At 69.7% G+C, this 26432-nt stretch carries 28 protein-coding genes; 13 read left to right on the forward strand and 15 right to left on the reverse strand.

Annotated elements, in window-relative coordinates:
- Positions 1 to 24: 24 nt before the first annotated feature.
- From EV192_RS06565 to EV192_RS06590, 6 genes are all read right to left on the reverse strand, one after another.
- Positions 25 to 1197 (reverse strand): C40 family peptidase, encoded by a 1173-nt coding sequence (locus EV192_RS06565; protein WP_132112006.1) that lies wholly within the window; start codon positions 1195 to 1197, stop codon positions 25 to 27.
- On the reverse strand, positions 1197 to 1523 hold the full coding sequence (locus EV192_RS06570; RefSeq protein ID WP_132112008.1) for a hypothetical protein: 327 nt from the start codon (positions 1521 to 1523) through the stop codon (positions 1197 to 1199). Before EV192_RS06570 ends, EV192_RS06565 begins: the two co-directional genes overlap by 1 nt.
- A 73-nt stretch (positions 1524 to 1596) precedes the next feature.
- Complete coding sequence (locus EV192_RS06575) at positions 1597 to 2460, reverse strand: aldehyde dehydrogenase family protein (RefSeq protein ID WP_132112010.1); 864 nt, start codon at positions 2458 to 2460, stop codon at positions 1597 to 1599.
- On the reverse strand, positions 2453 to 3886 hold the full coding sequence (locus EV192_RS06580; protein WP_132112012.1) for an aldehyde dehydrogenase family protein: 1434 nt from the start codon (positions 3884 to 3886) through the stop codon (positions 2453 to 2455). The genes EV192_RS06575 and EV192_RS06580 overlap by 8 nt, the downstream gene beginning before the upstream one ends.
- 6 nt (positions 3887 to 3892) lie before the next feature.
- A complete protein-coding gene (gene deoC / locus EV192_RS06585) occupies positions 3893 to 4846 on the reverse strand; it encodes a deoxyribose-phosphate aldolase (protein WP_132112014.1) in 954 nt (317 codons plus the stop codon).
- Between the two features lie 61 nt (positions 4847 to 4907).
- Positions 4908 to 5558 carry a DUF1707 SHOCT-like domain-containing protein gene (locus EV192_RS06590; protein WP_243726661.1) on the reverse strand — a complete coding sequence of 217 codons (651 nt, stop codon included), beginning with the start codon at positions 5556 to 5558 and terminating at the stop codon, positions 4908 to 4910.
- A gap of 153 nt (positions 5559 to 5711) precedes the next feature.
- Between EV192_RS06590 and thrS the strand changes: the two genes are divergently transcribed.
- Both thrS and upp read left to right on the forward strand, forming a co-directional pair.
- The gene (thrS, locus tag EV192_RS06595) at positions 5712 to 6932 is read left to right on the forward strand and encodes a threonine--tRNA ligase (RefSeq protein ID WP_279492877.1); all 1221 of its coding nucleotides are present in this window, start codon (positions 5712 to 5714) and stop codon (positions 6930 to 6932) included.
- A gap of 199 nt (positions 6933 to 7131) precedes the next feature.
- A complete protein-coding gene (gene upp, locus EV192_RS06600) occupies positions 7132 to 7755 on the forward strand; it encodes a uracil phosphoribosyltransferase (RefSeq protein WP_132112018.1) in 624 nt (207 codons plus the stop codon).
- On the opposite strand, the gene EV192_RS06605 is transcribed toward upp, so the two are convergent.
- Positions 7737 to 8312: a TetR/AcrR family transcriptional regulator gene (locus tag EV192_RS06605; protein ID WP_132112020.1), complete on the reverse strand. Its 576-nt coding sequence runs from the start codon at positions 8310 to 8312 to the stop codon at positions 7737 to 7739. The genes upp and EV192_RS06605 overlap by 19 nt on opposite strands.
- Positions 8313 to 8445: 133 nt before the next feature.
- Here EV192_RS06605 and EV192_RS06610 point away from each other — a divergent pair, with 133 nt between their 5' ends.
- From EV192_RS06610 to EV192_RS06625, 4 genes are read left to right on the forward strand one after another with little or no spacing between them, the layout of a single operon-like run.
- Positions 8446 to 8652, forward strand: a complete 207-nt coding sequence (locus EV192_RS06610) for a ribbon-helix-helix protein, CopG family (protein ID WP_132112021.1) — start codon at positions 8446 to 8448, stop codon at positions 8650 to 8652.
- Between the two features lie 27 nt (positions 8653 to 8679).
- Entirely contained in the window at positions 8680 to 9066 is a 387-nt protein-coding gene (locus tag EV192_RS06615; RefSeq protein ID WP_132112023.1) for a type II toxin-antitoxin system death-on-curing family toxin, read from the forward strand.
- Between the two features lie 33 nt (positions 9067 to 9099).
- Positions 9100 to 9471, forward strand: coding sequence for a MerR family transcriptional regulator (locus EV192_RS06620; protein ID WP_132112025.1), 372 nt, complete (start codon positions 9100 to 9102; stop codon positions 9469 to 9471).
- Positions 9468 to 10436 carry an aldo/keto reductase gene (locus tag EV192_RS06625; RefSeq protein ID WP_132112027.1) on the forward strand — a complete coding sequence of 323 codons (969 nt, stop codon included), beginning with the start codon at positions 9468 to 9470 and terminating at the stop codon, positions 10434 to 10436. The genes EV192_RS06620 and EV192_RS06625 overlap by 4 nt, the downstream gene beginning before the upstream one ends.
- A gap of 2 nt (positions 10437 to 10438) precedes the next feature.
- Here EV192_RS06625 and EV192_RS06630 read toward each other — a convergent pair whose 3' ends face one another.
- Entirely contained in the window at positions 10439 to 11395 is a 957-nt protein-coding gene (locus EV192_RS06630) for an LLM class flavin-dependent oxidoreductase (protein ID WP_132112029.1), read from the reverse strand.
- Between the two features lie 51 nt (positions 11396 to 11446).
- On the opposite strand from EV192_RS06630, the gene EV192_RS06635 reads away from it, so the two are divergent.
- Positions 11447 to 12202 (forward strand): helix-turn-helix domain-containing protein, encoded by a 756-nt coding sequence (locus tag EV192_RS06635; protein WP_132112031.1) that lies wholly within the window; start codon positions 11447 to 11449, stop codon positions 12200 to 12202.
- Here EV192_RS06635 and EV192_RS06640 read toward each other — a convergent pair.
- From EV192_RS06640 to EV192_RS06660, 5 genes are read right to left on the reverse strand one after another with little or no spacing between them, the layout of a single operon-like run.
- Positions 12191 to 12643: a flavodoxin family protein gene (locus tag EV192_RS06640; protein ID WP_132112033.1), complete on the reverse strand. Its 453-nt coding sequence runs from the start codon at positions 12641 to 12643 to the stop codon at positions 12191 to 12193. The genes EV192_RS06635 and EV192_RS06640 overlap by 12 nt on opposite strands.
- Positions 12644 to 14290 carry a phospho-sugar mutase gene (locus tag EV192_RS06645; RefSeq protein WP_132112035.1) on the reverse strand — a complete coding sequence of 549 codons (1647 nt, stop codon included), beginning with the start codon at positions 14288 to 14290 and terminating at the stop codon, positions 12644 to 12646.
- Positions 14287 to 15093, reverse strand: coding sequence for a purine-nucleoside phosphorylase (locus EV192_RS06650; RefSeq protein ID WP_243726663.1), 807 nt, complete (start codon positions 15091 to 15093; stop codon positions 14287 to 14289). Before EV192_RS06650 ends, EV192_RS06645 begins: the two co-directional genes overlap by 4 nt.
- Positions 15090 to 15524 (reverse strand): ABA4-like family protein, encoded by a 435-nt coding sequence (locus EV192_RS06655; protein ID WP_132112037.1) that lies wholly within the window; start codon positions 15522 to 15524, stop codon positions 15090 to 15092. Before EV192_RS06655 ends, EV192_RS06650 begins: the two co-directional genes overlap by 4 nt.
- On the reverse strand, positions 15524 to 16468 hold the full coding sequence (locus tag EV192_RS06660) for a hypothetical protein (protein ID WP_132112039.1): 945 nt from the start codon (positions 16466 to 16468) through the stop codon (positions 15524 to 15526). The genes EV192_RS06655 and EV192_RS06660 overlap by 1 nt, the downstream gene beginning before the upstream one ends.
- Before the next feature lie 106 nt (positions 16469 to 16574).
- Here EV192_RS06660 and EV192_RS06665 point away from each other — a divergent pair, with 106 nt between their 5' ends.
- Positions 16575 to 17213, forward strand: coding sequence for a MerR family transcriptional regulator (locus tag EV192_RS06665; protein ID WP_132112041.1), 639 nt, complete (start codon positions 16575 to 16577; stop codon positions 17211 to 17213).
- On the opposite strand, the gene EV192_RS06670 is transcribed toward EV192_RS06665, so the two are convergent.
- Positions 17196 to 18806 (reverse strand): serine/threonine-protein kinase, encoded by a 1611-nt coding sequence (locus EV192_RS06670; protein WP_243726717.1) that lies wholly within the window; start codon positions 18804 to 18806, stop codon positions 17196 to 17198. The genes EV192_RS06665 and EV192_RS06670 overlap by 18 nt on opposite strands.
- A 165-nt stretch (positions 18807 to 18971) precedes the next feature.
- On the opposite strand from EV192_RS06670, the gene EV192_RS06675 reads away from it, so the two are divergent.
- The 5 genes from EV192_RS06675 to EV192_RS06695 all read left to right on the forward strand — a co-directional run bounded on the left by EV192_RS06675 (position 18972) and on the right by EV192_RS06695 (position 25958).
- Positions 18972 to 20795: a methylmalonyl-CoA mutase family protein gene (locus tag EV192_RS06675; protein ID WP_132112043.1), complete on the forward strand. Its 1824-nt coding sequence runs from the start codon at positions 18972 to 18974 to the stop codon at positions 20793 to 20795.
- Positions 20792 to 22969, forward strand: coding sequence for a methylmalonyl-CoA mutase (gene scpA / locus EV192_RS06680; protein ID WP_132112045.1), 2178 nt, complete (start codon positions 20792 to 20794; stop codon positions 22967 to 22969). The genes EV192_RS06675 and scpA overlap by 4 nt, the downstream gene beginning before the upstream one ends.
- Positions 22962 to 23930: a methylmalonyl Co-A mutase-associated GTPase MeaB gene (gene meaB, locus EV192_RS06685; RefSeq protein ID WP_132112047.1), complete on the forward strand. Its 969-nt coding sequence runs from the start codon at positions 22962 to 22964 to the stop codon at positions 23928 to 23930. Before scpA ends, meaB begins: the two co-directional genes overlap by 8 nt.
- A 9-nt stretch (positions 23931 to 23939) precedes the next feature.
- A complete protein-coding gene (locus tag EV192_RS06690; protein ID WP_132112049.1) occupies positions 23940 to 24209 on the forward strand; it encodes a hypothetical protein in 270 nt (89 codons plus the stop codon).
- Positions 24210 to 24686: 477 nt separating this feature from the next.
- A complete protein-coding gene (locus EV192_RS06695) occupies positions 24687 to 25958 on the forward strand; it encodes an amidohydrolase (protein WP_132112051.1) in 1272 nt (423 codons plus the stop codon).
- Between the two features lie 12 nt (positions 25959 to 25970).
- On the opposite strand, the gene EV192_RS06700 is transcribed toward EV192_RS06695, so the two are convergent.
- Positions 25971 to 26423 (reverse strand): gamma-glutamylcyclotransferase family protein, encoded by a 453-nt coding sequence (locus EV192_RS06700; protein ID WP_132112053.1) that lies wholly within the window; start codon positions 26421 to 26423, stop codon positions 25971 to 25973.
- Positions 26424 to 26432: the final 9 nt, after the last annotated feature.

Raw genomic sequence — 26432 nt, forward strand, 5'->3', positions numbered from 1 at the left:
TCTATGGCTTTTTCGTCGGCCGGATCAGCCCGTCGGGCGGTAGAAGCCGAGGAACGGCATGCCGATGTTGCTGGTGCGGACGTGGCTGATCTGCACCGGGTCGCCGGCCTCGATCATCTGGCCGTTGCCGATCGCCATCGCCACATGTCCTTGCCACACAATGAGATCGCCGGGCATGAGCTGGCTCTGGTCGGGGACGGACGCGCCCATCGCCTGTGCGGCCGAGTGTCGCGGCAGGGACAGTCCGGCGGACGCGTAGGCCCATGAGGTGAGGCCGCTGCAGTCCGTTCCGGACGGTGGGTTCGAGGCACCCCAGACGTACGGTGTGCCAAGGGCTGTCAACGCTTTCCGGACGGCCGCGGCGGCGATCTCGTTGGGAGCCTCCACACTGGCGCCACCGGGCAGGTTGATGCCCACGCCACTGCCGGGCTGCGGCGGCACGGCGACAGGCAGCCGAGGACCAACGGCCGTGCCTCCACCGCCTCCGCCACCGCCTCCTCCGGCGTGACCGCCGCCGCCTGAGCCCGAACCGCCGTGGTGGCCGCCGCTGGTGGCCGAGTCGATGCCGCTGTGCGTGCTGCCGGCGCTCTGCGCGGTCGTGGCGCCAGGGGCCGTCGGCGGGCCCATGGACTGGCCGAGGGATCCCATGCTGCCCGCGTCGACCTTCTGCAGGCCGGTCAACTGTCCGACCAACGGGGTCAGCTCATCGCGGACCTTCTGCAGCGCGGCCGCGGTCTTGGTGGTGTAGTCGTCCGCCTTGGTCTTGGCGTCGGCGGCGGCGTTGGTCCAGGCGGCGGCGTTCCCGCTCTGCGCGGCGGACTCCGCGGCCTGCATGATCGGCGTGGCCCACCGGATGAACTCGTCGATCAGGCCCTGGATGCTGGTGCGGCCGGTGTTCACCGCGTTCACGGCCGTCGTCGCCGCGTTCTGCGCGGTGGTGCAGTTGCCGGACAGGGTGGCCATCGCGCCCGTGAACGCGGCCGAGCGTCCTTGGAAGGCGTTCGCCTGGTCGCCGTACCAGCCCTGCAGGGTCGTCTTCGCCTGGGATTCCTGCCGGCCTTTCATGTCGTTCAACGACGTCACGCCGCGGCCGAACGCCTCCGCGGCCCGTCCGCCCGCGCCCGTGTCACCGTCGAGCTTGGCCAGATGGTCGCGCATCGGCTGGACCAGTCCGCCGACGAACCCCGCCGCGCTCATCAGACCTGCTCCGCCCGCTTGATCGACCCTTCGTGGTCGGCCTGCTGGTTCTGGTACCCGGTCAACGCGTCCCCCACCGCCTTGGCCAGCGCCGACAACCCGCTCGACGCCGCCGCGACGCCGTCCAGCTGCGCCTGCGCGGCCTGCTGGAACGCGCCGTTCAGGCCCACCTCCGCGCCGATCTTGCCGAAGCAGTCGCCTGGCAGCGCGTTCATCCCGCTCAACGCGCCGGTACCGACCTTGCCCAGTTCGTCAGCCATCGACGTCATGGTGCTCCGGTACGACTCAAGCGCCTCCGGCTCGACCTTGAAGCCGCCTTCGGGCATGGTCCTCCCCTCCCTGTCCACGCCTACTGTGCCCTACGACGTGGCCCGCGGTGGGCAGGTTCCCCCGAATTGGTCAGACACCCATGGGGTGCCAGACCGTCTTGGCCTCCAGGTACGCCCGCAACCGGGTGATGTCCGGCTGTTTCGTCCAGTCCGGTTCGGTGGTCGGGGTCCGCAGTACGCGCTTCACCGTGCCCGCAGCGGCCTTCTCCAGTTCCGTCCGCAGGATCGTCGGGGCTCCGGTGAGGTCGAGCGCGTTCACGTCCGCGTGCGAAGCCAGCCAGGGAGCGAGTTCGACCGCGCTGCCGGTGAGCATGTTGACCACGCCACCGGGCACGTCCGAGGTCGCGAGCACCTCGGACAACGTGATCGACGGCAGCGGGCGTTCCTTGCTGGTGACCACGACCGCCGTGTTCCCGCCGGCGACCACCGGGGCGAGCACGCTGACCAGGCCGAGCAGGGACGAGTCCTGCGGCGCGAACACCGCGACCACACCGGTCGGCTCCGGGACCGTGAACGAGAAGTACGGGCCGGCGACCGGGTTGGCCGCGCCGAGCACGGTCGCGATCTTGTCGGTCCAGCCCGCGTACCAGACCCACCGGTCGATCGCAGCGTCCACAAGGGACTGTGCGCGGCGGGTGCCCTCGCTGGTGGCGACCTCGGCGATGAACTGGTCGCGCCGGCCCTCCATCACCTCAGCCACCCGGTACAGCACCTGGCCGCGGTTGTACGCGGTCGCGCCGGACCAGCCGGGGAACGCCTTGCGGGCGGCGGCGACCGCGTCCCGTGCGTCCTTTCTGGACGCCTGGGCGACGTTCGCGAGGAACTTCCCTTTGGTGTCGCTCACCTGGTACGAGCGGCCGGACTCGGAGCGCGGGAAAGCGCCACCGATGTACAGCTTGTAGGTTTTGGCAACGCCAACGCGGGTCTCAGACATCGAGGTACGCCTCCAGCCCGGTCCGGCCGCCTTCCCGGCCGAAACCCGACTCCTGGTAGCCACCGAACGGCGCGGTGGGATCGAAGCGGTTGAACGTGTTGGCCCAGACCACGCCGGCGCGCATCCGGTTGGCCGTCCACAGGATCCGGGAGCCCTTCTCGGTCCAGATGCCGGCGGACAGGCCGTACGGGGTGTTGTTCGCCTTGGCCACGGCCTCGTCCGGGGTCCGGAACGTGAGCACCGACAGCACCGGCCCGAAGATCTCCTCGCGGGCGATCCGCATGGCTTGGCTGACGTTCGAGAACACCGTCGGCGCGAAGAAGAAACCCTTCTCCGGCAACGGACACGGACTTGTCCACTTGTCCGCGCCCTCGTCCTCACCGGCCTGGGTCAGCGAGCGGATCTTGGCCAGCTGCTCGGCCGAGTTGATCGCGCCGACATCGGTGTTCTTGTCCAGCGGGTCGCCCACGCGCAGCGTCGACACCCGGGTCCGCAGCTTCTCCAGCAGCTCCTCCGCGACCGACTCGGCGACCAGCAGCCGGGAGCCCGCGCAGCACACGTGCCCCTGGTTGAAGAAGATCCCGTTGACGATGCCCTCGACGGCCTGGTCGAGCGGCGCGTCCTCGAAGACGATGTTGGCCGCCTTGCCGCCCAGTTCCAGCGTGAGCTTCTTGCCGGTGCCGGCCAGCGAACCCTGGATGAGCTTGCCGACCTCGGTCGACCCGGTGAACGCGACCTTGTCCACCTGCGGGTGGTTCACCAGCTCGGCGCCGACCCCGCCGGCACCCGGGATGATGTTCACCACCCCCGGCGGCAGGTCGGCCTGCTGGATGATCTCGGCCAGCACCAACGCGGTCAGCGGCGTGGTCTCGGCCGGCTTGAGCACGACCGTGTTGCCGCACGCCAGCGCGGGCGCGATCTTCCACGCGGCCATCAGCAGCGGGAAGTTCCACGGGATCACCTGCCCGGCCACGCCGAGCGGGCGCGGCGCTGGACCGTAGCCCGCGTAGTCGAGCTTGTCGGCCCAGCCCGCGTGGTAGAAGAAGTGCGCGGACGCGGTCGGCACGTCCGTGTCCCTGGACTCCTTGATCGGCTTGCCGTTGTCCAGGCTCTCCAACACAGCGAGTTCGCGGGCGCGCTCCGCGATCATCCGCGCGATCCGGTAGATGTACTTGGCGCGCTCGGCGCCGGACATCCGGCCCCACACCTTGTCGTACGCCCGGCGGGCGGCCTTGACCGCGAGGTCCACATCGGACGGTCCGGCCGTGGAGACCTCGGCCAGGACCTCCTCGGTGGCTGGGTTGATCGTCTTGAGCGGCTCGCCCGTGCCGTCGACGAACTTGCCGTCCACGAACATCCGGTAGCTCGGCTTGAGGTTCGCGATGTCCCTGGACTCCGGGGCGGGTGCGTACTCCCACGTACTCATCTTCACTCAGTCCACCGTCACGTAGTCCGGGCCGCTGTAGTGGCCCTCGAGTTGGGTTCTGCGTTGCATCAGCAGGTCGTTGAGCAGGCTGGACGCGCCGAACCGGAACAGTTTGTTGGTCAGCCACGCCGGCCCGGCGACCTCGTGCACCGCCACCAGGTAGCGGATCGCGTCCTTGGTCACCCGGATGCCACCGGCCGGCTTGACCCCGCGCAGCTGGCCGGTGGCCTTGTGCCAGTCGTGCACGGCCTGCAGCATCACGTGCGTCACCGGCAGGGTCGCCGCGGGGGACACCTTGCCGGTGGAGGTCTTGATGAAGTCGCCGCCGGCGAGCAGGGCCAGCCAGGACGCGCGCCGGACGTTGTCGTAGGTGACCAGTTCGCCGGTCTCCAGGATGACCTTGAGGTGCGCGTCGCCGCACGCCGCCTTCACCGCCTGGATCTCCTCGAAGACCTGGCCGTACCGGCCGGACAGGAACGCGCCGCGGTCGATCACCATGTCCACTTCGGACGCCCCGGCGTTGACCGCCTCCTTGACGTCCGCCAACTTGATCTCCTTGGCGGCCCGGCCGGACGGGAACGCGGTGGCCACACTCGCCACCTCGATCGACGTGCCGCTGAGCGCCTCGACCGCGACGGTCACCAGGTCCGGATACACGCACACGGCCGCGACCTGCGGAACGTCCGGCCGCTCCGGGTCGGGCCGGCGGGCCTTGGCGCACAGCGAACGGACCTTGCCGTGCGTGTCCGCGCCTTCCAGGGTGGTCAGGTCGACCATCGAGATCGCGGTGTCGATCGCCCACAGCTTCGACGCCTTCTTGATGCTGCGGGTGGCCAGGCCCGCGGCCCGCTGTTCAACGCCGACCTGGTCGACGCCGGGCAGGCCCTGCAGGAACCGGCGCAGGGACGTCTCGTCGCGGGTCGCCTCGGCGAACTCGGGCGGCGATGTCGAAGTGGCCATGAGACAGGAGTCTATGCCGGGTCCCCGCCGGTCGGGCCGTGGTCACCCGAGGTGATCGGCGCTACTCCTCGATCTGGCCGCGGGTGTTGTCGATCTGGCCGCGGGGCTTCTTTTTCTTGGCCGGCTTGACCTCGACGCCGGCCATCATCGCGAACCCGGTGATCCGCACCACCGGCCGGCCCTCCGCGGGGGTGCCGAGGGTCTTGTCCTCGAACGCGCCCATGAAGCCGATCCCGTCGACCTGCACGTGGATGTCGTCCGGGACCCGGATCTCCACGCCGCCCCAGAACGTGAAGACCTGGATGGTGGTGTGCTCGGCGACGAACGTGGCCTGCGACAGGTCCAGGTCCACCCCGCCCATGACCGCGACCACGTTGTGGTGCGGCGGGCAGACCCACGGGGTCTTGCGGTCCACGCCGGACATGATCGCGATGGACTGGGCCGGTCCGGTCGTGCCGCCGATCCGGTTGGTCGAGACCGGCATGGACTGGGGGACGGCGAGCGCGCGCGGCGCCTGGACGGGCAGGTCACGGGTGACCGGTTCGAGGTCGGCGAAGGTCTTGGCCGCGTAGACGGTGTCCAGGCGTTCCTCGAGTTCCTTCAGGTCGATCCGACCGTCGGCCATCGCGCTGTGCAGGATCTGCGCCACCTTCTCGCGGTCCTCGTTCGAGATCCGGATGCTCAGGTGGTCCCCCGGCTGCTGCTCACTCACACCCCGAGACTAGTCCGATCTGCTACCGTGAGGAACATGATGCGCGCTGTGACGACGACGCCGGAGACGGTCCCGGCGCGCTGACGAGTGTTTTCGCGAAGCCCCGGGGCGGGTGCCCCGGGGCTTCGTCGTGTGGTCACCCGCTCCCTGTCGATGAGGGAGATGTCCATGTACGACCACCGAAAGCTCGGCCGCGAACTCGGCCTGTTCGACACCGACCCGCTGATCGGCGCCGGCCTGCCGTACTGGCTGCCGGCCGGCGCGATTGTCCGGCACACCCTGGAGGAGTACGTCCGCGCGATCGAACGCCGGGCCGGCTACCAGCACGTGTACTCGCCGGTGATGGGCAAACGCGAGTTGTACGAATTGTCCGGGCACTGGGCGCATTACCGGGACGACATGTTCCCGCCGATGGATCTCGGCGGTGAGCAGGTCGTGCTGCGGCCGAGCCTGTGCCCGCACCACGCGGTGATCTACCGGACCCATGCGCACAGCTACCGCGAACTTCCGTTGCGGATAGCCGAGTTGGGCGGTATGCACCGCGCGGAACTGTCTGGTGTGCTCGGTGGGCTGACCCGGGTGCGGGCGATCCAGTTGAACGACGCGCATGTCTTCTGCACCCCGGAACAGGTCGCCGACGAGGCGGCGGCCGCGCTGGGGCTGATCCGGCAGGCGTACGCGGCGCTGGGCATCCGGCCGGTGCGGTACCGGTTGTCGTTGCCCGGCCCGGGCGGGAAGTACGTTGACGAGCCGGAGGTGTGGCGCCAGGCGCCGGCACTGCTGGTCGACGTCCTGGAGCGGTCGGGTGTGCCGTACGAGGCGGTTGACGGCGAGGCCGCGTTCTACGGACCCAAGATCGACGTGCAGATCGCCGGCAGCGCCGGCCGGGAGGCGACCCTGTCCACCGTCCAGGTCGACTTCTACCAGCCCAAGCAGTTCGACCTGCACTACATCGGGCCGGACGGCGCCAAACACCGGCCGGTCATGGTGCACCGCAGCATCATCGGCAGCGTCGAACGTGCCGTCGCCCACCTCATCGAGCTGTACGGCGGCGCGTTCCCGGCGTGGCTCGCGCCCACCCAACTGGCGGTGCTGCCCATATCGGACGCTGAACTCCCACACGCTGATGCGTTGCTGAAAGGCACCGAGCTTCGTGTGGAGATCATCGGCCCGGAGCGCGGCAGCCTGGGCGCACGCGTCAGGGACACGCGACTCGTGCCGTACGTGGCGGTGATCGGTGCCCGTGAGGCGGCCGATGATCACGTCGCCTTGCGGCTGCGTGACGGCCGTCGGCTGGACCCGATGCCAGCCGCCGAGGCGCTGCGCCGGATCGGCACTTTCGTGGACATGCACAGCCTGGCGCTGTGGGACTGAGGCGTCTCGTTCGCCGAAGACCACGTTGGCTTGGCCGCGCCGATCGTTTACGCCCCGCAACACGCCCGACATCGCCCCGAGCACAGCGGCGGCCGGCCCCGTGCGGAGATGTCGGTCGCGTGGGGCGGGGTGGAAACGGTCGGCTGAAGGCGGCCAAGCCCGTTCGAGCGGAGCGAGGACAGAGGATACCTTGTCGCACATGGACGTCCTCGAGGTTGACCACCCGCTGGCCAAGGCCCGCCTGACCACCATGCGGGACGCTCGCACGGACAGCGCGGCCTTCCGGGCCGCGCTGCACGAGCTGACCCTGATGCTCATCTACGAGGCGATGCGGGACGCTCCGGTGCGGGTGGAGCGCATCCACACCCCGGTCGCCCGGACCGACGGCTACGAGCTGGCGAACCCGCCTTTGCTCGTGCCGGTGCTGCGGGCCGGGTTGGGCATGGCCGACCAGGCGCACAAGCTCATCCCGGACGCCCAGATGGGGTTCGTGGGGATGAGCCGCGACGAGGAGACGCTCAAGCCGACGCCGTACATGGAGTCGCTGCCGGAGAGTCTCGCCGGCCGGCCGGTGTTCGTGCTCGACCCGATGCTCGCCACGGGCGGCTCGATGAAGTACACGATCGAACTGCTCGTGGGCCGGGGCGCGACGGACGTGACGGCGGTGTGCGCGCTGGCCGCTCCGGAGGGGATCCGGGTACTCGCCGAGTCCGGCCTGCCTGTCCGGCTGGTCACGGCGAGTATCGACGAGCGCCTCAACGACTCCGGGTTCATCGTGCCCGGGTTGGGCGACGCGGGTGACCGTCAGTACGGGGCGGTGTGAGCGGTCCGGCGGGGCGTGGTGGCCAGGCCGGCGCGCAGGACGCGTTCGACTTGGCCACTGTCCGTGAGGTTCCCGTTCAGCTCCAACGACACCAGGCCGTGCGCCAGCCCCCAGACCGTCATGGCCGCGGTCACCGGGTCGTCGAGGCCGGCTCGGCGTCCAACCGCGACCATCGGTTCAAGCACGTGTCCAGCTGCCTCGTGGTCCGGTTCGAACCCGGCGACGGCTTTGGTGAACATGATCGAGTAGAGATGCGGCTCGGCGAGCGCGGCTCGCCGGTAGGCCAGTCCGAGCCGGACCAGGTCCTCCTCCGGGTCGCCCGTGCAGTCCGTCTCGTGCAGTCGGGCACCGAAGCGTTGGAACGCCGCGACGTACAGTTCCCGCACCAGAGCGGGCTTTCCGCCGAACAGCGAGTACACGGCCGTGGTGGAGGTGCCGACGTCGGCGGCGAGCCGCCGGAGGCTCAGCGCGTCGGGACCGGCGTCGGACAGGAGCTGTCCGGCACGGTCCAGCAGTCGGACGCGTAAGGCCTCGTCGTGTGTTTTGGGGCGGGGCACCAACTGAGGTTAGCCCGGAAATGTGTAGTCGGTTCCGACTGTGCACCAAAGTGCACCCCTGCGGGCAGCGGGTTCGCCACTCGCGTGCGTTACGGGCGCTGGTTTTTCGTGATCCAGGCGTTAGGATGCCTCAATGGCCTTGACCTTGCGCCTGAGCGACGAGGAGACCGAGCGCTTGGCAGCGCTCGCTGAGGCTGAAGGACGCTCCGAGCAGGAGATCCTGAAGCTCGCGCTGGCCGAGCGGTGGTCGAAGCTGCACAAGCAGCAGCAGATCGGCGACGTGCTCGAACGAATCCTGCCGCGCTACGAAGGACTGCTCGACCGACTCGGCACCGGGTGATCCAGTCACACGCTGTATAAGTGTGCGGTGATCACCTATTTGGACGCCAGCGACTTACTCGTCCTGGCGGCTGCGGTGACCGGGGGAGATCTGGTCGTGCGTGACATCGGCCTGCTCGACTCGGCCGCACATCGCCCGCAGGCGACCGTGCTCGGCGTGGAGGCGTACGACACCCTCTGGCTCAAAGCGGCCGCGCTGATGGAGTCGATAATCCACACCCGTCCGTTCGCTGAGGGCAACTGGCGGCTCGGCTGGGTCGCCGCTGTCACCTTCTGCGACATCAACGGCTGGTGGGTGGACGCGGACGAGGACGCCGCGCTCGACCTGGTCAGAGAGGTCGACCGGGGGGAGATCGAGGTGCCGGGGCTGGCCGATCACCTGGAGTCATGGGGTCTCCCGCGTAAATCACCTTGACCTAGAGCGCGCTCCAGGTTCTAGCGTCGGGACGTGACTTACGCGATTGCCCAAGCGGCTGAACGCAGTGGGCTGTCCATCGACACACTGCGTTACTACGAACGGATCGGCCTGGTCGAGCCGCCGGCGCGGGACTCCGGCGGCCGCCGGAGCTACAGCGACGAGGACCTGTCCTGGCTGGAGTTCCTCACCAAACTGCGAACCACCGGTATGCCCATCAGAATGATGCGGGAGTACGCGCAACTGCGCGGGCCCGGCGTGGAGGCGAAGCGTCGGCAGATCCTCGTCGAGCACCGCGCGGACGTGCTGAGCCGGATCGCCGAACTGCAGAGCTGTCTCGACACCCTGAACTACAAGATCGATTCCTACTGCACGATGACCCCGATCCAGGAGGCCACCGCATGACACTGTCCCGCCGCCGGTTGGGGCGGCTCGAGGTGGGCGCCCAGGGTCTGGGCTGTATGGGAATGAGCCAGAGCTACGGGCCGGCGGACGAGACGGAGTCCCTCGCCACCATCCACCGCGCCCTGGAGTTGGGCGTGACCCTGCTTGACACGGCTGACGTCTACGGCATGGGGGCCAACGAGGAGCTCGTCGGCCGTGCGATCGCCGGCCGCCGGTCGTCCGTGGTGCTGGCCACCAAGTTCGGCATCGACCGGGACAACACCGCCATGGGAGTGCGCGCCGATCCCGACTACGTCCGGTCGGCCTGCGACGCCTCGCTGCGCCGGCTCGGGGTCGACCACATCGACCTCTACTACCTGCACCGGGTCGACCCGAACGTGCCGATCGAGGACACCGTCGGAGCCATGGCCGGCCTGGTCGACGCCGGGAAAGTCAGTCACCTGGGGCTGTCCGAGGCGGGTGCGGACACGATCCGGCGCGCCAACGCCGTCCACCCGATCACCGCACTGCAGAGCGAATGGTCGCTGTGGACCCGAGACATCGAGGGGTCCATTGTGGACACCTGTCGGGAGTTGGGCATCGGGATCGTGCCGTTCTCGCCGCTGGGGCGGGGTTTTCTGACCGGCCGGGTCGCGGCCGACCTGCCTAAGGACGACATGCGCCGGGGCCTGCCCCGGTTCGTGGGCGAGAACTACGACCGGAACCTCGCCATCGTGGCCGCCCTGCGTGAGCTGGCTGCGGAGCGCGGGGTGACGGCGGGGCAGCTCGCCCTGGCCTGGGTGCAGAACCAGGGCGACGACGTGGTGCCCATTCCGGGAACCAAGCGGCGTACGTACCTGGCGGAGAACGTCGCCGCGGCCGAGTTGACGTTGTCCGCTGAGGACATGGCGCGGATCGAGGCGACCGCCGGCGATGTGGCCGGCGACCGGTACCAGGCGGAGCTGATGAAGTTCGTCGATCGGTGACCTCAGAGCATCCCCGCGATCGCGGCCAGCTGGTCGGCCTGCGCCGCCATGTCCAGCGCCGCGATCCGGAGAAGCACGTGCCGGGCACCGGCGTCGACGTACTTCCGCAGCTCCGCCTCGATGTGCTCGCGCGGCCCGGCCACCAGCAGCTGAATCGTCCGTACGACATCGAGCGGCTTGCCGTAGTTGCGTCGGGTGAAGTCGTCCAGCGCCGCCTCGCCCTCGGCGACGGTGTCCGTCACCAACACGGTCGCGTACAACGCCGGCGTGATCGCTGAAGGGTCTCTCCCGGCGGCGGCCGCGGCCGCGTGGACCGCCTCCAGACCAGGCGTGTAGTCGCTCGGCGACGGCGGGTACGGCAGCCAGCCGTCGTAGAGGCGACCGGTCCGTTCGAGGGCTTTCGGTGTGGCGCCGCCCAGCCAGATCTCCGGGCCGTGCGGGCGAGCTACGGGCGGCACAGCGTCGTAGTGCAACACCTTGCCGTGGAACGAAACGGGCTCGTCAGCTGTCCACAGCTGCCGCCACAGCGCCACGGTCTCGTCCAGCCGTGTGAACCGCTGCGGCCACGGCACGCCGCTCCACGCGTACTCCGTTTCGGAGCGCCCCGGGAACCCGGCGCCGACCGTCACGATCAGCCGTCCGCCCGACAGCAGGTCGAGTGACGCCAATGCCTGGGCGGCCTGTACGGGTGCGCGGAACGCCGGCAGCATGGCGGCGGTCCCCAGTTTGATCCGCGAGGTCACGGTCGACACTGCCGCGAGCGTGGTCAGCGGTTCCAGGACGGGCCGCAGCAGAGTTTCGCCGACCCACAGGGAGTCGTAGCCAAGGTGTTCCGCGCGGACCGCGAAGTCGACGAGAGCGCTGGGGGTCGGGTCGTTGCTGGTGGTCGGCAGGAGCACGCCGGCGGTGGGGGTGGGAGCCCCCGCAGGGGGCTGGTATGACACTGTTGCGTTCGCCATGCTTCGAATCCTCCATATGGCGGCAATTCCCTCGAAGGAATACGGTGGCTCGTGGACTTTTCCAGCGCCTTGCGGGCTCGCCGGGTTCGCAGGCGGATGAGCCAGCTCGAACTCGCGGTCCGCGCCGGCACCACCCAGCGGCACGTCAGCTTCATGGAGAGCGGCCGGTCCGCGCCCGGCCGGGCCATGGTCGTCCGGCTCGCGGAGTCACTGGAACTGCCGCTGCGCGACCGCAACGACCTGCTGCTCACGGCCGGGTTCGCGCCCGCGTATCCCCGGACCCCGCTGGACGATCCGGCGCTCGAACCGGTGCTGTCCGTGTTGGACCACGTGCTGGCCGGCTACATTCCGTTCCCGGCGATCGTGGTGAACCGGTACGGCGAGATCGTGGCGCACAACAAGGCGTTCCCGCTGCTGACCGAGGGAGTGGCCGCGCGGCTGTTGGAGCCGCCGCTGAACGCGTACCGAATCGCCTTGCACCCCCAGGGAATGGCGCCTCGGGTGCGGAATTTCGGCGCCTGGGCGAGGCATGTCACCGAACGTCTGCACCAGGAGGCCGTCCGCAACCCGGACCCGCGACTGGCCGAGCTGGCAGCCGAGTTGGCGGGCTATGTGCCCGAGGTGGAGCTGACCGACGACCACCTGGGGTTCGCCGTCCCGCTGGAGCTGGTCACCGAACGCGGCGACCTGCGGCTGATGACCACGGTCACCACGTTCGCGACCGCGGTCGACGTCACCGTCGCCGAACTGAAACTCGAAGCGTTCCTGCCCGCCGACGCCCACACCGCGGACCTCCTACACCGTTAGGCCAGCCGCCAGGGTGGCGCCGAGTTCCCAACAGGACGCCAGTTCGTCCTTGCCGGGCGTGCCCAGCACGACGACCGGCGCCGCGGCCGCCGTCCAGCCGAGGCCCGCGGTGATCGCCTCCACTGCACGGACCGCGCCTTCGGTCCCTTCGTTCCCGTGCACGTACAGGCCGTACGGCCGGCCGCGGGTCGAGTCGAGACACGGGTAGTAGATCTGGTCGAAGAAGTGCTTGAGGGCGCCGGACATGTAGCCGATGTTCGCCGGCGTGCCCAACACGTACCCGTCCGCGTCGAGCACGTCCGAGGCGGTGGCTGCCAAGGCCGCCCGGCGGACCACCGTGACACCGGTGATCTCCGGGTCGGTGGCACCGGACACCACCGACTCGAACATCGCCTGCGTCCCAGGCGAAGGCGTGTGGTGCACGATCAACAGCCGGGCCATTCACACCCCCAGCAGCGCTGAGACCTCGCTGTGCACTGTGGACAGTCGAGCGGTCGCCGCGGCCCGGGCGGCCGGCAACGACTCGGTCACCGGCGTGACGACTTCCAGGTACGCCTTGAGTTTCGGCTCGGTACCGGACGGGCGGATGATCACCCGCACGCCTTCGCCGCTCAGCCGCAGGATGTCCGGCTGGGGGAACTCCGCGGTCACCTCGACCGACGCCAGTGTGGTCGGCGGGGCCGTCCGCAACCGGCTCATCAGCGACCGGATCACCGCCAAGTCGTTCACCCGCAAGGACACCTGGTCGGTCAGGTGGACGCCGTGGGTGGTGGCCAACGTGTCCAGGACGTCGAGCAGGGACTGTCCGGCGGCCTTCAGGGTCGCGGCCAGGTCGCAGGCGACGATCGCGGCGGAGATGCCGTCCTTGTCGCGGACGAAGGACGGGTCGACGCAGTTGCCGAGCGCCTCCTCGTAGGCGAAGACCAGGCCGGTGCCCTGCCCGTCGCCGGCCCGGACCAACCACTTGAACCCGGTCAACGTCTCGTCGTACCGGACACCGTGCGCGGCGGCGATCTTGCCGAGCATCGACGACGACACGATCGTCGCCGCCACCAATGGATCGGGGTTCGCCACTCGGTCCAATGTGGACAAAACATGCGAGCCGAGCAAGGTTCCGGTCTCGTCACCGCGCAGCATCCGCCACCCGTCGGGTCCACGGACTCCCAACGCGCACCTGTCCGCGTCCGGGTCCAGCGCGATCGCCAGGTCGGCGTCCACTGAGGAAGCCAACGACAGCAACAGGTCCGTCGCCCCAGGCTCCTCCGGGTTCGGGAACGAGACCGTTGGGAAAGCGGGATCCGGCGTTTCCTGCTCCGCAACCACGTGCACGTCGGTGAATCCGGCCCGGCGCAACGCCTCCACAGCCGGCGCGCCGCCGACCCCGTGCATAGGCGTCAACGCGATCCTCAGGTCGCGCGCGGTCCCATGCGGCAGCGAGGCCACCCGCGCGTAGTACGCCTCGACCACATCCGACCGCGTGCTCGGTGTGACCGGCACGGTCGGTACGGACACGGCGGGAACCATGTCCCTGATCGCGGCCTCGATCAACCGGTCGTCCGGTGGCACGATCTGCGTCCCGGCCGAGTCGTACAGCTTGTACCCGTTGTCCGCGGGCGGATTGTGCGACGCCGTGATCTGGATTCCCGCGACAGCCCCGAGATGCCGGACCGCGAACGCGGTCATCGGCGTCGGCAACGGTCCGTCCAACGGGCACACCTGGAACCCGGCCGCGGTCAGCACGCCCACCACGTCAAGGAAGAACGCCGGAGACCCGTTCCTGGCGTCCCGGCCGACCACCACCAGGCCCGACGTGTACCCCTTGTGCGCGAGCCAGGCCGCCACGCCGGCCGTGGTACGGATCACGACCGCGCGGTTCATCCCGTTGGGACCGGCGCGGACCGGGCCGCGCAGCCCGGCCGTGCCGAACGTCAACGGTCCGGACATCCGGTCCGCCAGTTCCTCGGCCGCGCCCTCGATCCCGCCCATCGCCCGCGCCAGCACCTTCTGCAGCTCGGCGCGGGCGTCGGGGTCGACGTCGTCGGCGATCCAGCGGAACGCCTTGTCCCGCAGTTCGGACGTGAGCCTCACGCCCGAACTGCCAGTTCACGCAACAGCTTGCCCATCCGGACGGCGGCCCGCTGCCCGGCCTCGAGCACCTCGATGTGGTTCAGCGGTTCGCCGGTGATGCCCGCCGCCAGGTTCGTCACCAGCGACAGGCCGAACACCTCCACGCCGAGCGCGCGGGCCGCGATCGCCTCCAGTACGGTCGACATGCCGACCAGGGACGCGCCCATCGTCGAGAACATCCGGATCTCCGCCGGCGTCTCGAAATGCGGTCCGGGCAGCCCCGCGTACACCCCCTCCTGCAGCGCCGGGTCGATGGTCCGGGCGACGTCCCGCAGGCGCTTCGAGTACAGATCCGTGAGGTCGACGAACTCCGCGCCCACCAACGGCGACTGCGCGGTCATGTTGAGGTGGTCGCTGATCAGGACCGGCTGACCCACTTCGTACTCCGGCCGCAGCCCGCCGGCCGCGTTGGTCAGCACGACCGTCTTGCAGCCCGCGGCCGCAGCGGTCCGGACGCCGTGCACGACCTGGGCGACGCCGTGGCCCTCGTAGTAGTGCGTACGACCAAGCATGATCAGTACGCGCTTGTCGCCGATGGACAGTGACCGGACTGTGCCGCCGTGACCCGTCACCGTCGGCGCCAGGAAACCAGGCAGTTCGGCGACCGGCACTTCCACGCCGTCCGTACCAATCTCATCCGCGGCCGGCCGCCAGCCTGAGCCGAGAACAACGGCGAGGTCGTGGCTTGCCACGCCGGTCTTCTCGGCCAGCGTCGCCGCGGCCGACCGTGCCAACACCTTCGGGTCTTCCTTTGTACCGGTCACGCGCGCGAGCCTACGGGAGCCTCCCGACGGATGACACGAACCACCAGGAACACCAGGAAACCGATGGGAGCGAACAGAATCGTCACGATCAGTACCGGCGCCATCACCAACGGATGAATTCCACGCCTGCGGCTCTCCAGGTACATCCACCGGCCGACGAACAGGTCGAACGCGATGATGTGCGCCCACACCACGGTGGCCGCGGCGCCGTCGGCCATGGCCGCCTGCAGCTTCTCGAGCGACGGCGACGTCACCACCGGTAGCAGGTCGGCCAACCGGGGGACGACCAACACGAGGTACAACGCGGCTGTCGGCGCGGCGACCAGCGGGGAGCTGATGATCCTGTGCGTCCACGACCACGCGGGTGCCAGGATCATCAGCGCCCAGAAGGGTGCCGCGAGATAGAAGCTGAGCTGGAACACCTGAGCCATCAGGCCAGGACCTTCTCGCGAGGCGGAATCGGGGTACGCGACCGCAGCACCATGGCGCCGGCGGCCAACGTCACGACGACGAGCGCCACGAACGCCACCGCGGTCGCGCCGTCCGGGGAGGTCAGCGACTGTCCCCGCAGCGCCTGCCACCACACGATCGCCAGCAGTCCGGCGTACGCGAACCCGCCGACGAGCACCAGGCGCGTCCGGACGACTGTGTCCAGCCGGGAGAACCGGCCGAGGAACAACGCGAGCAGCGGAAGCGCCTGCAGGGCGTGGATGCCGACGAAGTGCGGGATCCGCAGGTCGCCGCCGGTGGTGCTCCAGTGCGTGATCGGCATGCCCGGTCCGCCGTCCGGCACCCCCACCGAGTGCCCGCCGATCAGGCCGACCTTGACGCCGGACTTCAGCAGGGCGAGCTGGTCCGGCGTGGGCGGCGGCATCATGAACGCGACCGCCATCCCGATCAGCGCCAGGCCGAAGCCGATCCGCAGCGCCCACAGCATTGGCCGGTCCACGGACCGCTCCAGCAGCACGAACACGCCGATCACGGCGTTGGACAGCCACAGCACGACGATCGAGACGGCCATCACCTGCCACAACGCGTCGTTGAGGGGTGTCGAGACGTTGAAGTGGCTTTCCGTGCCACGGAACACCTGCCCGATGATCACGGCCGTCTCGATGACCAGCACAAGCGACGTGATGGTCCCCATCCACCACGCGGTCCGCCGGCCGCGCTTGAGCAGCGACAGCAGCCACGCGAGCGTGAAGCCGTAGATCGCGATCGAGACCGAGAACTTGAACGGCTTGAGCCAGATCGGTTCGCCGAGCAGCGTGCGGTCGTCGAATAACAGCCCGCCGATCGACAGCAGCAACGTGACGATCATGAAGCCGACGCCGGCCAGCAGCGGCCGGTGCCAGGTGCGGAGTCTCGCCAGGTCCATGGAGTGCCCCTCGGTTATGGATAGTGTTGATATCTGCTATCCGATATTTACACTATCCATTCGTAGGGCACAATGGGTGATGACCCCTACTGGAGGAGGCGCCGACATGCGCATGGCGGAGTTGAGTCGTCAGACAGGCGTCCCTGTCCCGACGATCAAGTACTACCTGCGCGAAGGCCTGCTCCGGCCCGGCGAACGGACCAGCCCCAACCAGGCGGTGTACGACGAGTCGCACGTCCGCCGGCTCAAGATGGTGCGCGCCCTGGTGGAGGTCGGCGGCCTGGCCATCTCGGCGGTCCGGGAGGTGCTGGCGGCGGTCGACGACCCCAAGCTGGACCACAAGGTCCTCGGCGAGGTCCAGCACCGGCTCGGCCCGATCCACCAGGAGGGCCAGGGCGAGCACTGGCAGGCCGCGCACGACCTGGTCGAGGAGCTGCTGGAGCGCCGGGGCTGGCACGCCGAGCCGCTCAGCCCGCCCGGCCTGGCCCTGACGGCCGCGCTGACGTCACTGTTCGATCTGGGCCGCGGCGACCTGGTGAGCCTGGTGGAGCTCTACGCCGAGGCGGTCGAGAAGGTGGCCGAGGTCGACGTCAACCTGGTGAACCGGGACCGGGGGGTGGAGGACCTGATCGAAGGCGCGGTGGTCGGGACCGTGCTCGGCGAGGCGATCATCACCTCGTTGCGCCGGCTGGCCCACCAGCACGCGTCCTTCCAGATCTTCGGCGACCTAACCGAACGTGAATGACGGCGCGATCACGTCGAAGATCTTGGCTTTGCCGTCGTCCTCCTCGACGGTCGGCACGGTCAGGCTGACCACCCACAGGTCGTTCCCGCCCGGGATGATGTTGGCGAACGTGGTGCGGCGCTGATCCCCTTCGGCGGTCTTGTACCGCAGCTGCTCCGCCTTTTCCTGCGCGCCCGAAGCGGGTGGCCGGTCCAGCGGCAGGCCGTCGCTCTGCACGTAGTCGCCCGGCCAGATCGCCCGCAACATGCTCTTGTAGTCGGCGATCCTGCGCGCGGTCGGCGGCGCGTAGAAGCCGACGAACCGCTCGACCAGCAGCTGGTAGCGGCCGTCCTGGGAGACGAAGTGCACCCGGACCGAGGGCGGGAAGCCCTTCGGGACCTGCCGTTGCTCGACGAACTGCGCCCAGCCCTTCGGCACCTGGATCACGTAACCGCCGCCCTGCTCACCCTTTGCCGTGATCGCGTCGCCGCTGCGCGGCTCCGGGGCGGCGACGGGCACGTTCGTCGCGGGCACGATGACCTGGGTCGACGTGGCCGGCGGCTGCGGCAACAGGGACCGCCCGCTCACCTGCCGGGTGCCGAAGAACGCGCCCGTCGCGGCGACCACGAACACCACGACCGCGCCCACGTGGACCACCGTCCTCGGCATGCCGCGGCGCGGCCGAACCACCGGCGCCGTCGGCGTCGAGGCGAACGGCAGCGGTCCGGGGTCGGGGGCCAGCGTCGGCGGTTGGGCCTCGGGGGCCTGCCGGGGCGCCGACGGGGTCACCCGGGTCGGCAGGTCCGCGGACTCCGATTCGGCTCGGGCGATCGCCTCGGTGGTGAACGCGGAGCTGCCCGGCTCCGGCAGCAGCGGGTAGATCCGCCGCCGCACCTCGGCCAGCGACAGCCGCGCGGCGACGTCCTTGACCATCAGCGCCTTGATCAGGTCCGTCATCGGGCCGGTGGTCTTCGGCTGCGGCACGTCCCCGTTGACGACCTGCAGCAACGTGGTGATCACATCGCCTTCCGGGTCGTACGGCGCCCGCCCCTCGACCGCGGCGAACAGCGTCGCGCCGAGGCTCCACAGATCGGCCGCGTTGGTCACCGCGCCGCCGGACGCCACCTCCGGCGCGATGTACGACGGCGAGCCGAGCGTGATCCCGGTGCTGGTCAGCGTGTGTTCGGAGATGTTGCGGGCGATGCCGAAGTCGGCGAGCTTGATCCGGCCGTCCTCGGCCACGAGCACGTTCGCCGGCTTGACGTCCCGGTGCGTGATCCCCGCCTGGTGGGCCGCCTGCAACGCGGCCGCCACGGCGTCCGCCACCGCCGCGGCCTGGGTGTTGTCCAGCGGGCCGTGGACGCGCAGGAGATGCGCGAGGCTGCTGCCCGGCACGAACTCCATGACGACGTACGGGTCGCCGTCCTCCTGCGCGATGTCGTACAGCGTGACCACGTTCGGGTGGGACAGCACAGCGATCGCACGGGCCTCGCGCATGGTCCGTTCCCGCAGCTCGTCGGCCGCGGGTTCGGGCATACCCGGCGGCAGCCGGACCTCCTTGACCGCGACCGGCCGGCGCAGGTATTCGTCGTACGCTCGCCAGACCGTGCCCATCGAGCCATGGCCGACCAGGCTGATCAGCCGGTACCGGCCGGCGATCAGCCGCTCGGGGGACGGGGTCTCGGTCACCCCGCCATTGTGCCCAACACCCCTACATCTCCCTTGGACATGGTCTGTTTCACAGCTCGGCGTTAGATCAGGTGGATAGCATCGCGAGGTATGAGCCAGGCGCTGGAGCCCGAGGAACTGGTACTCGCCGCCGAGTTCCCCACGCCCACCGGACAACAGTGGCGGGAGCTGGTCGCGGGCGTGCTCCGGAAGGCGGGCCGCCTGCCGGACCAACTGGACGGCGACGTCACCGACCTGATCGCCACCAAGACCTACGACGACATCCTCGTCCACCCGTTGTATACGGAGAGTGACGATTCGTCGGGTATGCCGGGGCTGGCGCCGTTCGTCCGTGGCGGCCGCCCCGAAGGCGGTGTGCTGGCCGGCTGGGACGTGCGGCAGCGGCACGCCCACCCGGACCCGGCCGTGGCGCGCAAGGCCATCCTCGCCGACCTCGAGCACGGCGTGACGTCGTTGTGGCTGGTCGTCGGGGCCGCCGGCCTGCCGGTGGCCGCCCTGGCCGACGTGCTCGAAGACGTCTACGTCGACCTCGCGCCGGTCACCCTGGACGCCGGGCCCGCGTTCCGGGAGGCGGCCGAGGCGCTGCTGGAGATCCACTCGGACAAGGCGGTCCCGGCGAGCGCGGTCAGCGGCAACCTCGGTGCCGACCCGCTCGGCCTGCGTGCGACGACCGGTGCCGAGCAGGACCTCGCCGGAGCCGTCGACCTGGCGGTCCGGGTCGCGGCGGAGTTCCCCAAGCTCCGCTCGATCGTCGTGGACGCGCTGCCGTACCACCGGGCCGGCGGCTCGGACGCCCAGGAGTTGGGCCTGTCCATCGCCACCGCGGTGGCGTACCTGCGGGCGCTGACCGACGCCGGGCTGAGCGTCGAGCAGGCCGCCGGGCAACTGGACTTCCGGTACGCGGCCAGCGCCGACCAGTTCCTGACCATCGCCAAGCTGCGGGCGGCGCGACGGCTGTGGTCCCGCGTCACCGAGGTCGCCGGCGGCCAGGCCGTGCCGCAACGGCAACACGCCGTCACGTCCCCGGTGATGATGACCCGCCGCGACCCGTGGGTGAACATGCTGCGGGCGACGTTGGCGTGCTTCGGCGCCGGTGTCGGCGGTGCGGACGCCGTGACCGTGCTGCCGTTCGACCACGCCATCGGCCTGCCGGACGACTTCGCCCGCCGGATCGCCCGCAACACCCAGTCGGTCCTGCTCGAAGAGTCCAAAGTGGCCGGTGTGGTCGACCCGGCCGGCGGCTCCTGGTACGTCGAGCAGCTCACCGACGACCTGGCCCGGGCCTCGTGGGCGTTCTTCCAGTCGATCGAGCGCGAAGGCCTGGACTCCGACTTCGTGGCCGACAGCCTGGCCGAGACGTGGCGGCGCCGGTCGGTGAACCTGGCCCGGCGCAAGGACCCGCTCACCGGCGTCAGCGAGTTCCCGAACCTGACCGAGAAACCGGTCGTCCGCGCGCCTACGCCCGCAGCGCCGTCGGGCGGATTGCCCCAGGTCAGGCTGGCCGAGGCGTTCGAGGAACTCCGTGACCTGGCCGACGCCCAGCCGGCCCGGCCGAAGGTCTTCCTGGCCACGCTCGGGCCGGTCGCGGCGCACACCGCGCGGGCGATGTTCGCCGCCAACCTGTTCCAGGCCGGCGGCATCGAGACCCCGACCGCGGGCGCGACCGAGACGGCGGCCGAGGTGGCCGAGGCGTTCACCGCGAGCGGCGCGCGGATCGCGTGCTTGTGCGGCACCGACAAGGCGTACGCGGAACGTGTCCCTGAAGTGAGCAAGGCACTGGCGGACGCCGGTGCGATCAAGGTGCTGCTGGCCGGCAAGGGCGATCATTCCGGTGTGGACGGATATGTCCACATGGGAGTCGACGCGCTCGCCGTGCTGCGCGACACCCTGACGGCGTTGGGAGTGCGAGCATGATCCCGAACTTCGCCGACGTGGAGCTGGGTGACGTCACCCCGGCGCCGGCGGCGGACTGGCAGCGGGCCCTGGCCGAGTCGACCGGCAAGGGGGCGGACGCCCTGGTCTGGGAGACCCCGGAGGGCATCGGCGTCAAGCCCGTGTACACCGCCGAGGACCTGGCCGGCATCGACTTCCTGGACACGTACCCCGGGATCCCGCCGTTCCTGCGCGGTCCGTACCCGGCGATGTACGTCACCCAGCCGTGGACCATCCGGCAGTACGCCGGGTTCTCCACCGCCGAGGAGTCCAACGCCTTCTACCGCCGCAACCTGGCCGCCGGCCAGAAGGGCCTGTCGGTCGCGTTCGACCTGGCCACGCACCGCGGCTACGACTCCGACCACCCGCGGGTGACCGGTGACGTCGGCATGGCGGGCGTGGCCATCGACTCCATCTACGACATGCGGCAGCTGTTCGACGGCATCCCGTTGGACCAGATGAGCGTGTCGATGACCATGAACGGCGCGGTCCTGCCTGTGCTCGCGCTGTACGTCGTCGCCGCCGAGGAACAGGGCGTCCAGCCGGAGCAGCTCGCCGGGACCATCCAGAACGACATCCTCAAGGAGTTCATGGTCCGCAACACGTACATCTACCCGCCCGCGCAGTCGATGCGGATCATCTCGGACATCTTCGCGTTCACCTCGCGGACCATGCCGAAGTACAACTCGATCTCCATCTCCGGCTACCACATGCAGGAAGCGGGCGCCACGGCCGACCTGGAGCTGGCGTACACGCTGGCCGACGGCGTCGAGTACATCCGCGCGGGTCTGGACGGCGGCCTGTCCATCGACAGTTTCGCGCCGCGCCTGTCGTTCTTCTGGGCCATCGGGATGAACTTCTTCATGGAGGTCGCCAAGCTGCGCGCGGCCCGGCTGCTGTGGTCCAAGCTCGTCAACCAGTTCTCGCCGAAGTCACCGAAATCACTGTCGCTGCGTACGCACTGCCAGACGTCCGGGTGGTCGCTGACCGCGCAGGACGTGTACAACAACGTCGTCCGTACGTGTGTCGAAGCGATGGCGGCGACACAGGGGCACACGCAGTCGTTGCACACCAACGCGCTTGACGAGGCCCTCGCGTTGCCCACGGACTTCTCCGCGCGTATCGCCCGTAACACCCAGCTCGTGCTGCAACAGGAATCGGGGACGACACGGGTCATCGACCCTTGGGGTGGCAGCGCTTTCGTCGAGCGGCTCACGTACGAGCTGGCGCGCAAGGCATGGGGGCACATCGCCGAGGTCGAATCCGCGGGCGGCATGGCGCGCGCGATCGACGCGGGCATCCCGAAGCTGCGCATCGAGGAGGCTGCCGCGCGCACGCAGGCCCGGATCGACTCGGGCCGGCAGCCGGTGATCGGCGTGAACAAGTACCGGCTGGCCGGCGGCGACGAGCAGATCGAAGTGCTCAAAGTGGACAATGCCGGGGTACGGGCCCAGCAGTTGGAGAAGCTCCGCAGGCTGCGCGCGGAACGGGACGAGCCGGCCTGCCAGGACGCGCTGCGCCGGCTGACCGCGGGTGCCGAGGGCGACGCGAACCTGCTGGCCCTGGCGATCGACGCGGCTCGGGCCAAGGCCACGGTCGGCGAGATCTCGGCCGCGCTCGAGCAGGTGTGGGGCCGGCACTCCGGGCAGATCCGTACCATCTCCGGGGTGTACCGGGAGGAGGTCGGCATCGGGGTGTCCAATGTGGACGAGGCGCGCCGGGTGGTCGACGAGTTCGCCGAGGCCGAGGGCAGGCGGCCGCGCATCCTGGTCGCCAAGATGGGGCAGGACGGGCACGACCGCGGCCAGAAGGTGATCGCCACCGCGTTCGCCGACCTCGGCTTCGACGTGGACGTGGGCCCGCTGTTCTCCACCCCGGCCGAGGTCGCCCGCCAGGCGATCGAGGCGGACGTGCACGTCGTGGGCGTGTCGTCGCTCGCGGCCGGGCACCTCACCCTCGTACCCGCGCTCCGCCACGAACTCGCCGAGCACGGCCGGCCGGACATCATGATCGTCGTCGGCGGCGTGATCCCACCGCAGGACTTCGACAGCCTCTACGAGGCCGGCGCGGCCGCGATCTTCCCGCCGGGGACGGTCATCGCCGACGCCGTGGTCGACCTGCTGGCCAAGCTGCGGGCCCGACTCGGGCATGAGTGACTTCGTCCGCGGTGTGCTCGCCGGTGACCGGGCTGTCCTGTCCCGGGCGATCACGCTGGTCGAGTCCACCCGCGCCGACCACCGGCAGCGGGCCCAGGAGATGCTCGTCGAGCTCCTGCCGCACGCCGGCGGGGCGCACCGGGTGGGCATCACCGGCGTGCCCGGCGTCGGCAAGTCGACATTCATCGACACCCTCGGCGGCACCCTCACGGCCGCCGGGCACCGGGTCGCCGTCCTCGCCGTGGACCCGTCGTCCACCAGGACCGGCGGCAGCATCCTGGGCGACAAGACCCGGATGGCCCGGCTCGCGGTCGACCCGGCGGCGTTCATCCGGCCGTCGCCGACGTCCGGCACGCTCGGCGGCGTGGCACGGGCCACCAGGGAGACCATCGTCCTGATGGAGGCCGCGGGCTACGACGTCGTGCTGGTGGAGACGGTCGGCGTCGGCCAGTCCGAGGTGACCGTCGCCAACATGGTCGACTGCTTCCTCTTCCTCACCCTGGCCCGGACCGGTGACCAGCTGCAGGGCATCAAGAAGGGCGTGCTTGAGCTGGCCGACGTGATCGCGGTCAACAAGGCCGACGGCGACCACGAGAAGGAGGCCCGCAAGGCCGCCCGTGAGCTGGCCGGGGCCCTGCGGCTGCTGCGCACGGGCGAGGAGCTGTGGACGCCACCCGTGCTGACCTGCAGCGGCCTGACCGGCGCCGGCCTGGACACCGTCTGGGAGCAGGTGCGACAACACCACACGGTCCTCGACCAGGCGGGTGAGCTGGCGTCGAAACGCAGCCGCCAGCAGGTCGACTGGACCTGGGCGATGGTTCGCGACACGGTGATGACCCGGTTGCGGGACAACCCGGACGTCCGGGCGATCGCCCCCGAGGTCGAGAAGGAAGTCCGCGCGGGCCGGCTGACCGCCACCCTGGCCGCCGAGCGGATCCTGAAAGCCTTCGGCTTGCGTTAGTGTTGCGCTATGGCGCGAACCGTATCCAAGGCGTTGCTGGCTTGCGTGTTCGCGCTGCTCATGCTCGTGCCAGCACAGGCCACCGCCGCGCCGGGCCGCCCGATCGGGCACGTCCAGGCGCCACCTGGACCGGACATCCCCAAGGCACCGACCGTCGACGACGCCGCCCAGTCCAAGGACAAGCTGGTCATCGGGGTCGTCGCGGTGGTCCTGCTGGGCATCGTCATCTACGGCCACCGGCTGCGCAGCAAGCGCAAAAAAGCCTCGGGCGGTAGTTGAGCTGCGTCCAATTGTCCTCGCTTCGCTTGGACGTGCTTGGCCGCCTTCAGCCGGATCATTTCCACCCCGCCCCACGCGACCGACATCTTCGCTTGAGCCTGGTAGGCGCCGTGGCTGGGGCGATGTCGGGCGTGTTGCGGGGCGTAAATGACCGGCGCGGCCAAGCGGCGGCGGCAGGCCGGGGATAGTTGATCTTCCCATACTATGGAATCCGCCGGTCAAAGCACACAAAAAGGTGGACTGTGATTGGCGGTTCGATACCTTCAGCCTGACCGAAATTCGTCCTGCCGCTCGGCGCTTCGCCGCTACCGGCGACCGGTTTGATCAACCGGAACCGCCCACCCCCGCGAGCACGATGGGGCAGGATTGGTGCTGAGTGACACTTCTCTTGCGCCGACCGCGCCAAGATGTTCATTCAAGACACTGACGCTCGACACCCGGTACCACGGTCGCGTGGTGCTGCCGCGGAGGTGCGGCATGACTGTTCTGGACTCAAGGATGGACACCTCGGGGGACGATCCCGATGTGTTGATCACCGACTCGGCCGCCAGTATTCCTCTTGTGGAGGACATCGGCGCCGGTCGCGGGCCGTCCTGGTTGGACGGATGGCTTTCCGGGAGCATCGGCGACATCGTCGCCTGGTACCGGCATCTGCACGCCCACCCGGAGTTGTCCCGGCAGGAGTTCCAGACCACCCAGCTCATCGCCACCATGCTGCACTCGGCCGGGCTGCAACCTGTCATCGGTCCAACTGGTACGGGTGTGATCTGCGAGGTCGGCAGCGGTGACCGGTGCGTCGCGCTGCGTGCCGACATCGACGCGCTTCCCTTGACAGAGGCCACCGGTCTGCCGCACGCGTCCACCGTGGACGGCGTAGCGCACTCATGTGGACACGATGCGCACACGACCATCCTGCTGGCCGCCAGCATGGCCCTGGCCGCCGCCCCTGAGTTGCCCGGCCGGGTGCGGCTGATCTTCCAGCCGGCCGAGGAGACCATGCCGGGCGGCGCGCTGGACATGATCGAGGCCGGCGCCCTCAACGGCGTGGAACGCATCTACGGCCTGCACTGCGACCCCCGGGTCGAGGTCGGCCGGATCGGCACCCGCGTCGGCGCCATCACCTCGGCCACGGACCTGCTCGAACTGCGCCTGACATCCCCCGGCGGCCACACATCGCGTCCGCACCTGACGGCCGACCTAGTGCACGCGCTGGGTACGGTCATCACAGGCCTGCCCAACCTGCTGTCCCGCCGCGTCGACCCACGGTCCGGCACCGTGCTGGTCTGGGGCGCGGTCCACGCGGGCGAAGCCCCCAACGCGGTCCCCGAGGAAGGCGTCCTGCGAGGCACCCTGCGCACAGGCGACCACGAGATCTGGGAAGCCCTGGAACCCCTGGTCGCGGGCCTGGTGCAGTCCCTGCTGACTCCGCTGGGAGTGGGCTACGAACTCCACCACCGCCGCGGCGTCCCGCCCGTGGTGAACGACGGCGAGTCAACGGCCATCATGCGCGCCGGCATCGAATCCGCCCTGGGCGCCGACGCGGTGGCCGGCACCAAGCAGTCCTCCGGCGGCGAAGACTTCGGCTGGTACCTGGAACACGTCCCCGGCTCCTTCGCCCGCCTGGGCGTCTGGCCCGGCGACGGAGTGATGCGAGACCTGCACCAGCCCACCTTCCAACTGGACGAGCGAGCCCTCCTGACCGGCATCCGCGTCATGGTCCACACCGCGTTGACGGCGTTGGCCAGCTGACCCCTGGGTGGGTCAGCTGGGGCCGATGCCCTGGCAGGGGCGGATTCGGAGGTCGGCCACGTAGTCCGCTGGGGCACCGGCGGCTTCGGCCGCGTCGGCTACTACTCCCAGGTAACGGGCTGAGGGAAGGCCGCCTTCGTAGGCGTCCAGGACGTAGAGCCAGGCCACTACGGAGCCTTCCAAGGTCTGTACGCGCAGGCGGATCTTCTTGTAGAGACCCAGCGCGCCCTCCCAGCGGTCCAGGCGGGACTCGTCGCGCGGGCTCACGTCGTAGAGCACCGCGAACACCTGGGAGTCGTGGTCTTCCACGACTGTGGCGAGCGCGCCCTCCCAGCTGAGATCTTCGCCCCCGAACGTCAGGCGCCAGCCGACGAGCCACCCGGTACCCGCCATCGGCGAGTAGGGCGCTCGCTCGAGCATCTGGCTGGGATCCATGTTGGACCCGTAAGCAGCGTAGAGCGGCACGAACGACAG

The organism is Actinocrispum wychmicini (assembly GCF_004345645.1).
In the GTDB taxonomy this organism is placed as follows: domain Bacteria; phylum Actinomycetota; class Actinomycetes; order Mycobacteriales; family Pseudonocardiaceae; genus Kibdelosporangium; species Kibdelosporangium wychmicini.